The sequence below is a fragment of the Dysgonomonas sp. GY617 genome, assembly GCF_015233815.1.
Lineage (GTDB): Bacteria > Bacteroidota > Bacteroidia > Bacteroidales > Dysgonomonadaceae > Dysgonomonas_A.
Genome location: NZ_JADCLR010000006.1, coordinates 185,666 through 195,665, shown reverse-complemented (window position 1 = coordinate 195,665; position 10,000 = coordinate 185,666). Strand labels below are relative to the sequence as shown.

5 protein-coding genes and 1 pseudogene are annotated in these 10,000 nt (G+C 36.6%); all 6 read right to left on the bottom strand.

The genetic code is table 11. The features are described from left to right. Positions 1 to 199 (bottom strand): annotated as a pseudogene (locus IR022_RS19940) (bifunctional 4-hydroxy-2-oxoglutarate aldolase/2-dehydro-3-deoxy-phosphogluconate aldolase); the annotation flags it as partial. A gap of 146 nt (positions 200 to 345) precedes the next feature. Next, on the bottom strand, positions 346 to 1,128 hold the full coding sequence (locus IR022_RS07115) for a gluconate 5-dehydrogenase (protein WP_050709973.1): 783 nt from the start codon (positions 1,126 to 1,128) through the stop codon (positions 346 to 348). 111 nt (positions 1,129 to 1,239) lie between these two features. Next, a complete protein-coding gene (locus IR022_RS07110; RefSeq protein WP_194203185.1) occupies positions 1,240 to 2,277 on the bottom strand; it encodes a sugar kinase in 1,038 nt (345 codons plus the stop codon). 67 nt (positions 2,278 to 2,344) lie between these two features. Beyond that, on the bottom strand, positions 2,345 to 3,751 hold the full coding sequence (gene uxaC / locus IR022_RS07105) for a glucuronate isomerase (protein WP_050709869.1): 1,407 nt from the start codon (positions 3,749 to 3,751) through the stop codon (positions 2,345 to 2,347). Positions 3,752 to 3,856: 105 nt separating this feature from the next. After that, positions 3,857 to 5,113, bottom strand: a complete 1,257-nt coding sequence (locus IR022_RS07100; RefSeq protein ID WP_194203184.1) for a DUF4861 family protein — start codon at positions 5,111 to 5,113, stop codon at positions 3,857 to 3,859. 404 nt (positions 5,114 to 5,517) lie between these two features. Continuing rightward, positions 5,518 to 9,948, bottom strand: a complete 4,431-nt coding sequence (locus IR022_RS07095; protein ID WP_194203183.1) for a two-component regulator propeller domain-containing protein — start codon at positions 9,946 to 9,948, stop codon at positions 5,518 to 5,520. Between the last annotated feature and the right edge of the window lie 52 nt (positions 9,949 to 10,000).

The window sequence follows — 10,000 nt, the reverse complement described above, 5'->3', positions numbered from 1 at the left end:
GGGCTGACCATTTGACTAGTTCGGCGAATATTTCGTGTGCGAAGTCTCCTCTGTTGGTGAATTCGAAGGCTCTAACGCCTCCTTGGTAACAGGCTTTGACTACTTGTTTGCTGGTTTCCAGGTCGTTGTTGTAAAAGACGGGAACCATTCCTGTGCTGGCCATGGCTTGACAGGCTTCGATGCGGCTGAATCGTGACATATGTTGAACTTTTTTTTTATTTCCTTTTTTTTATAAAAGTAGATATGCAGTACACTAATCATTTATAACCGAAATAACTATGCTACAATCTAAAATAAACTATGCATATCTACCTTTTATATTCTTATTTAAGCAGGTTTAATACCTTACTTGGGTTGTTTTCCGATATAAGCAAGAATCCCTCCATCTACATATAGTATGTGACCATTGATAAAATCGGATGCTTTAGAGGCTAAGAAAACAGTTGGTCCTTCAAGATCTTCAGGTGTTCCCCAGCGTGCAGCCGGAGTTTTAGCCATTATGAAATCATTAAATGGGTTTCCTTCTTCTCTCAATGCTGCTGTTTGGGGAGTTGCAATATAACCTGGTCCTATGCCATTGACTTGTATATTGTATTCAGCCCATTCACAAGCTAAATTTTTAGTCAACATTTTCAGACCTCCTTTTGCCGCTGCATAGGCTGTTACAGTTTCTCTACCCAATTCGCTCATCATGGAGCAGATGTTGATTATTTTGCCTCCTCCTTTGCGTATCATTCCCGGAGCTACCGCTTTTGATACAATGAAAGGACCTGTTAAATCAACATTTATGACTTCATTGAAATCTTCTACTGACATTTCTAAAGCTGGAATTCTTTTGATGATTCCTGCATTATTTACCAAAATGTCAATATCTCCATGTTTTTGCGAAATATCGCTTACCATTAATCGGACTTGAGATTCAACGGTTACATCACAAGTATAACCATATGCATCCAATCCTAAAGCTCTGCACTCTAGCTCTGCTTCTCTTACTTTATCTTCACTTCTTGCATTAAATGTAATAGTGGCTCCGGCTTTACCTAAGGCTTGTGCCATAGCCATCCCTATTCCGTAAGTTCCTCCTGTAATTAAGGCTACTTTATCTTTTAGGGAAAATTGATCTTGCATTTTTTTTATTCTAACTTTAAGGTCTTAGACCTATTTATTACTTTGACAATTGTAAGTGTAACTGTTTGTTATTATTAAATAATGTGGAGTTAAATACTTACTGCCAATTTTTTATCTGGATACCCTTCCCGAACCATCACCTTTCATAAGGTTCTCAACTTCGGCAACAGTTACCAGATTGTAATCCCCATAAATGGTATGTTTCAAGCACGAAGCAGCAACCGCAAATTCAAGAGCTTGTTGATCGTCTTTAGGATAAGTGATTAGTCCGTAAACCAGTCCTCCCATAAATGAATCACCACCACCTACACGGTCTACAATATGGCTAATATCATACCGTTTTGATTGATATAGCTTGTCTGAATATAGACAACCTCCCCATGTATTATGATTGGCATTGATAGAACCTCTTAGAGTAATAATTACTTTCTTGGCTCTGGGGAATCTTTTCATCATTTGGGTACATACGGATTCGAATTCTGCTGCATTAACTTCTCCGCCTGTGTGAGCTACGTCAAATCCTTCGGGTTTGATACCGAATACTTTTTCTGCGTCTTCTTCATTTCCCAGTATGATGTCACATCCTTCTACGAGTGCGGGCATTACCTGATCGGCTGTTTTTCCGTATTTCCAAAGGTTTTTACGGTAGTTTAGATCGGTTGATACGGTTACTCCCATTTCATTGGCTATTTTGATAGCTTCTAGGCAGGCGTCTGCTGCTCCTTGTGATAGGGCGGGTGTTATTCCTGTCCAGTGAAACCATTGGGCGTCTTTGAAGATTTCTCTCCAGTTGATCATTCCGGGTTGGATTTCGGCTATGGCTGATCCTGCTCTGTCATAGACTACTTTGGAGGCTCTGGCTACGGCTCCTGTTTCGAGGAAGTAGATGCCTACTCGGTCTCCGCCTCTTTGTATGTTATTTACTCCTACGTTGTATTTTCGAAGGTCTGATATGCACCATTCTGCTATGTCATTTTTGGGTAGACGGGTTACAAAATCGGTGGGTATGCCGTAATTGGATAGGGATACGGCTACGTTGGCTTCACCGCCTCCGAAGGTGGCATTTAGGTTATTGGATTGTATAAAGCGTTGATAGCCGGGAGATGATAGTCTTAGCATGATTTCTCCGAAAGTCACTACTTTTTTCATATGATTTAATGGATTAAGGTCATGGACCTTTGATGGGTTATTATTTTTTTGTTAGAAGGTTGTGAACTTAGAAGTTAAAGAAGTTCTTAGCATTGTAATAAGATACATCTTCTACTAATTGTCCTAAAAATGGTAATTCAGAAGAAGGTAGTAAGCCTTGTTCTACATCATTACCTATCAGGTTACAAAGTATTCTTCTAAAGTATTCATGTCTTGGGTATGACAAGAAACTGCGAGAATCGGTTAGCATACCAACAAAACGGCTTAATAATCCAAGGTTAGATAATGAATTCATTTGGGCTTCCATGCCTGTTTTTTGATCTAAGAACCACCATCCTGAACCGAATTGTATTTTTCCGGCTACCGATCCATCTTGGAAATTACCAATCATGGTGGCAATCAGATCATTATCGCGTGGGTTAAGATTGTATATAATGGTTTTGGCTAGTTTGTTATCTGTATCTAGTCTATTGAAGAATTTTGACATGTTTTTAGCAATCGTAAAGTCTCCGATAGAATCAAAACCGGTATCTGCTCCCAGTTGGTTAAACAGACGGGTATTGTTGTTACGAATAGCACCATAATGGAATTGTTGTGTCCATCCTTTCTCCCAGTCCATGATAGCCCCTTCAACTAACATCGCAGATTTGAACTTAATGATTTCAGCACCTGTAAGCTCTTTTCCTGAATATACTTTGTTGAAGATTGCATCTATTTCACTTTGAGTATAGTCTTCTGCATAAAATTCCTCTATTCCATGGTCTGATAATTTACATCCTACACTAGCAAAGAAATCGTGACGTTTGCGTAATGCTAAAATCAAGTCAGTAAAGTTGCTGATTGTGATTCCTGATACCTCAGATAGTTTTTCTACATAGGCTCTGAAGTTAGCAGCTACTTCTACTGCCATTGCTTTGTCAGGACGCCATGTTGGAAGTACTTTAACCGGGAAGCCTTCTTTTTTGAGTGCGATATGATATTCTAAGCTGTCAATCGGGTCGTCAGTGGTACAAACAGCTTCTACATTGTAGTGCTTCATCAACCCACGAGCCGAAAACTCAGGAGTACGCAATTTAGCAGTACATATATCATATATTTCTTTAGCAGTCTCTGGTTTCAAGATTTTTTCTACACCAAAAGCTGTTTTTAGTTCAAGGTGAGTCCAGTGATAGAGTGGATTACGCATTGTATATGGTACTGTTTCGGCCCATTTTTCGAATTTCTCCCAATCACTAGTATCTTTTCCTGTACAAAAGCGTTCGTCTATACCATTAGTACGCATTGCACGCCATTTGTAGTGGTCGCCAGCCAACCATATTTCGCCTAGGTTATCGAATTTGTAGTCTTCAGCAATAAGCTTAGGGTCTAAGTGGCAGTGATAATCAATAATAGGTAAGCTTTTTGCATGTTCATGATACAACGCTTGTGCGGTTTCTGTTTCCAGTACAAAATTTTTGTCTAAAAAGTTTTTCATGATATTTAGTCCTTTTAAGTAGTTAAAAGTATTTGATGATATGTTTTCTAGTTATAGCAGCTTATAATTTATTTATTTGCTGAAATGTTTAAACGATTTGATATCTTATTTGATGACAATATGTATTTGATTATTTAGTCGGTTTAGTACTTCATCAATACATTTCAAGAAATCAGCCTTAGTTACAACAGGTTCAGAATCTAGTTCCCATGTTGGCATAAAGTAATATTCAACAGTATTGTTCTGAGGAGTAAGAACAAGTACATGGTTTAGTTCGTCTGTTGTAATTTCTTTTATCTGCTTGGTTCTTGCAAAAACAGCCAAACCTTGCATGTCATTATTAAGACTTTGTTTTCCGAAAGTTGCAATATATGACCATTCGCTGTTTTTATCATTACTAACAATAAGCTCCGAATTTTTATCTTTGATAATTCCCGTAGCTATATTCGGTACAGCTTTGTCAACAAGTAATTCCATGTGTGAAGCTCTACTTCCTGCATCAATTGAGATTAATGAAGTTAGATTGCACTTTACTCCATTAGCACTCCATCCGTAATAAATGGTTTTTACTTGTGAGCGAATTTTTCCGTCTGCGGGTATATAGCAAGTAGTACTATCTTTAGTATCTACACGCACAGCTTTGGTTCCATCCCAACTGGCTATAGATCCTATACCTAAAGCTTTTCCTACTTTCATATTGTCCATTCCCCAAGGCGCCATATTGTGATAATTGTCAAAACCATCTACTCCCACAGCAGGAAGTACAATACCTGTAGTCTTTTTTCCGAATACATCAATTGCATTGCGATTATCTAGATAAAAACGAAAAGCAACCTTATCGCTTTCCCATCCCGGACCTTCGTATTTTATATAATATGAGTGGTCGGTGAAACTGCCGGGAAGTGTGATTTTATTGGGTTTTACCCAAGAGTGTACGCCCACATACTTATTGCCTTCAAAATTTCCACCTATTTTATGCGCCAATTCGGCATAGGTACGTTTTGGGTATAAGTTGCTTGAGCCTCTTTGTATTTTGATAGTTTGCTTCTCTCCTGCATTCAATTTACTAATAGGAAGAATTGCTAGTTCTTTATTATTTATATCAGTACAGATCTCAACAGGAACAATACTATTGTCTGGAAGAATTCCAATATAATTGCCTAAAGGAAGTTTTAAATCAGATACGGGAACTTCCAAAGTATAATCTACAATAGACTTTGAACCTTTATTCTCAATGATCAAATCTTTTGTTTGAGAGAATGCTTTGTTGACTGATAGGCTAGATGACAATAGCAGAGTGGTAATCATCAATACACCTTGATGAGAAAAACGAAAAATATTCATATTCGTAAGTTTATTCATGGTATGTTAAACTAAAGTATATCAGATCTAAAGTGTAAACTCTATTGGCAAACAAAGGTAGAATAACTCAAATATAAGAGAATGTCATTTTTGACCTTGTTCATGCATTTTTTGACCTGATTCAGATTTATTAAGGTTTTATTACCCTCTTATTACAAATATATTGATGAGCCTGTTAGGATATGGGGGATATTTTGACTTTGATTAATTATACCCCGTAGATTTAAGGCGTCAAAGTCTCTTGTTGCTTTGGTAATCGTAAACACAATGGTTATTATAGTTGAATAATATCTCATTAAGTATTTACCGATACTCGGCTAAAGGGACGATGTTTTTCAGTGTAATAGAGAAATAATTTGACGAAAGTAAGAAAATTTACTTAAGTATAAGCGAATTGAGCCGTTTTACAAGTCTTTTTTTATATTCTTATATTCACTTGGGGTCATATTGAATATTTTTTTGAAACATTGGGTGAAATATTTAGTGTCGGATATTCCGATCATAAAGGATACTTCTTTTATGGTATATTGTTGAGATTCTATTAAGCGTGCTGCATACTTAATTTTAATATCCCTAATAAATTCAATAGGGGCAAGACCTGTAAGGCTTTTTAGTTTTTTAAAGAAGACAGTGCGGCTCATAGCTAATTCGGCTACAAGATTGTCGATGAGGAAATCACTGTTATCGATGTTTTTTTCAATAACCTCTTTAATCTTCTTGATGAATAACTCATCTTGTTGAGTGATTTGATGTTCGGTCTCTAATTTCTCTGTTGGCAAAGCAGAGCTAGAGGCAGGAGACTGTTTGCCTATTGAATAAAAATCGTATAATCTTTTACGTTGTTCTATTATATTATCGATTCTCGCTCTGAGGTATTTTACGCTAAAAGGCTTTGTTATATAATCGTCTGCACCATAATCGAGTCCCGATAACTTACTTTCAATATCGGTTTTAGCTGTAAGCAATATGAAGGGAATATGACTCGTTTCTGCATTTTTTCTAATGTTTTGGAGTAATTCTACACCATCCATCTCAGGCATCATAATATCGCTGAGAATGAATTCGGGCAGATTGGTTATTGCACTGTCGTAACCTTCTTTTCCGTTGGCGGCTTCTAATATATCATAATGAGCCTCTAAAATAGTTCTTATAAACTGTCTCAAATCAGAGTCGTCTTCTACTATAAGTACCGTTTCTCTTTGTGGTGGTTCTTCGGTTAATTCAATCGTATTATTGCTGTTGTTTTCTTCTGTATTTTTATCAGAAGAGATAGGTGCTTGCTCTTTCTCAATCTCATTATATACACAGATAATATTGTCATCGTTTTCAAAATGTTGTATACCTGTCAAAAATTTAATTGTAAAACAAGTGCCTTTATCAACTTCACTCGAAACCGAAATACTAGCGTGATGTTTGTCTACAACTTCTTTTACAATGGATAAGCCGATACCCGTGCTTGGTTTATTCTTATCGAGATTGAAGGAGGCAAAACGAGTGAACAGTTTATTAAGAATCTCTTTGGTCATTCCTCTTCCTTCATCTTTTATTTGAAGTAATACGGTGTTGTCTTTAGATACATCGGAAATAAGTATGTCGATGTTTTTACCCGCAGGAGTGTGTTTTAAGGCATTCGAAAGTAGGTTGAACATGAGTTTTTCGATACTGTCTCTATCTACCCATATTTTAGTATCACCTGCCCTGTTTTCTACATTTAGCTTTATCTTTTGTTCGGCTGCAGCGTCATAGAAATTATCGCAAATAGATGCTATATAAGAGCCTATGTTTGTTTGTTGAATATTGAGTTTTTTCTTTTGTATTTTTCTGAAATCTAGAATTTGATTTACCATATCGAGCATTCTATTGGCATTTTTTAATACCAATTGAAGTTGGGTTTTCACCTCCGAAGGCGTCTTTTTATCTTCAATAATATTCTCCACAGGAGATACTATCATTGTAAGAGGAGTGCGTATTTCGTGCGAAATATCAGTGAAGAAACGAGTCTTCATTTCGGTTTGCTCTTGTTCTAATTTGACTCTGTCTCTTAATCGATAATAAAGAAATATTGCTCGTAAAATAATGAAAAGGGCAGCTATAAAGAGACTGAAATATAAGAAATAAGCCCAACCTGTTTGCCAGAAAGAAGGCGTAATTTTTATTTCTAAAACATGTTCATTGTCAGTCCATATACCATCGCTGTTAGTAGATTTTACTCGGAATGTGTATTCGCCGGGCGATAAGTTTGTATAGTTGGCTATGCGTTGATCTTTTGTTATTATCCAATCTTCGTCAAAACCATCCAGTTTATATGCATACATAATTCGCTTAGGTTCAATGTAATCTAAGGCAGCAAACTCTATACTTATAAAATTCTGTTTGTAATTTAGAACTAGTGATGTAGCATCGTCAATATTGATGCCCAAAGGAGAGTCTTCTCCAATGGATTGACTTTTGTTTGATATCTGTAGGTTTGTAAGTGCTACATAGGGTCTAAAAGTATTATCATTGATCTTATCGGGATTTATGGAGATAAAACCTTTTGAGAATCCAAAATATATGATTCCTGATTTAGCCTCGTAACGAGCTCCTTCTGAAAAATTCTGTCCTTCAATCAATCGGTTGATCTCACTATATGTCTCGAATGATGTTTTAACGGGATCAAACTTTGTTAGATTTCCTTCTGTTGTAATCCACAACTTACCTCGGTAATCTTCGGTAATGGAAAGAATTACATCAGATGGTAATCCGTTCTTAGCAGTGAAAGATACAAATTGCTCTGGAAAACCATTCTCATTTACTTTTGTTACTTTGTTCAGTCCACCACCAAATGTAGCCAAATATGTCTCTCCTGTTTTAGTCGTACAGATGTCATATATGTCGTTTCCACTCAGGCTATTATTGTCATTGGGGATTCTGCTGTATGATTTATAGTCAATAGAACTAACGGACTCGAAGTTAGGCGAGAACATAATCAGTCCGAAGGTTGTTCCAACACATATATTACCATATTTGTCTGATGAAATTATTCGAATCTGATAACCTAGTTGATTTGGATAATTTTTCAGATTGTTTTTATAATTGATAAATCGTCCCTCTTCATTGGGATCAATCAGATTGAGTCCCCCTCCATAGGTTCCGACCCATATTCGCTTTTTTACATCCTGAAATAGACTGTATATACTGTTGTGACTAAGGCTGTAAAGGTCGTTAGGCGAGTTTTTATATTGAGTTATCTTATACTGTTTAGAGTCTTTTATAGGAGTGAGTTTGTATATACCCTCGCCTTTGGTGCCTACCCATATGTTTTTTTCGTCATCTTCTAGCATAGCATAACATATACCGTCTATTGATTCCCCATACTCTATTTTGCCATTCTTACATAAATAGCCAATTTGGGTACGAGTTGAATCGTAGACAAAGAGCTTTCCTCCTTTAGCTGATACCCATAAATTTTGGTTGCTATCTTCAAAAATACAGCGAACATCATTGTTAATGGTTGAGTGAGTATTGTTATCAACAATGGTCGATTTGAATACATCGTTGTTGAATATTATCTTTTCTAAACCATGAGATCGGGTACTTAGCCAGAGGTTTCCCTGCTTGTCTGAAAACCCTGCATGAAGCATGTCCGAAAATCGCCATGTTGGAGAAGACGGTTCGTTATAAAAAGGCACTAATGCTTCTCTTATAGGGTCGTACAATGCAAATCCACCCCCTCGAGGATGTACCCAAATACGATTCTCATTGTCTTCGAAAATGAAGAAATTGGGAGGAAAGACAATCGAGCTGAAATTCTCTGTTTTAGTAGCCAGATGTTTTATAGTCTGTGTTTTGATGTCGAATCGTGATACTCCCTGATAATTTAATTCGAACCATATATTGTTTGATTTGTCGATGTAGCACGATACTATATCATTGACAGGCATAGCCGGTAAATTCTTTGTCGTGAATTTTTTGAGATCTTCTTTTTTAGAATCGTATATGAAAAAGCCATCACTATTTGTGGCTATTAAGATCTGATTATTATCAATGTTTTCTAATTGCTTTATCCTTGAAGGAGAATGTGTTTCGAAGAGGCTGAATTGCCCATCTTTTTTGTTGTAAATCCATATTCGTCCATTATCCGAGCCAAACCAAATCTGATTGTTAATCTCCATGGCTGAATAGAAACTCTGCATGGGTTTGTTTTCGTTGTATTCTTTTTCTGCAAAATGACTGCTGATCGTTTTGCCATCTTCCGAAACACTATATAGCCCATTATCTGTAAGTAGCCATGATGTTTTATTTTTATCTTCATGAATACTATATACCTGATTGGCTTGTATGCTTTTATTCTGGATATTAAATATTTGAACATCGAATGCTGAACCTGTGATAGAAACGCATCCCATTTTTTCGGAAAGAAGCCAAACTTTTCCCGATGGCATGGGAAGAATTGATGTAGTTGTAAAATTGAAATCTTTGTATTCTTCCAAAGATCTGATTCCCATGAAACGCTCAGTTTTAGGATCGAATCGATGTGCTTCTCTGTCATAAGACAGTGTCCAGATATAACCATATTGATCTTCGTAGATGTAATCGATACGGTTACTTCTCATGTGATATGCATCCCCTGCCTGAATCTTATAGGTGTAGAACTTATAGCCATCAAATTTGCTGAGCCCATCCCACGTAGAAAACCACATAAAACCTTTCTTATCCTGAAGAATATCCATAACGGTATGCTGAGGAAGTCCATCATCTGCTCCATAATGTTCGAAATAACATTTTGGTTGCGAGAATAAGGTTATGTTGATCGTAAAAAAGAAGATCAACGTAAGAAAACGTAGGTTTATCATTTGATTGGTATAGACTGTTCACAAATATAACTTTGTTTCTCGAAAAATGGGG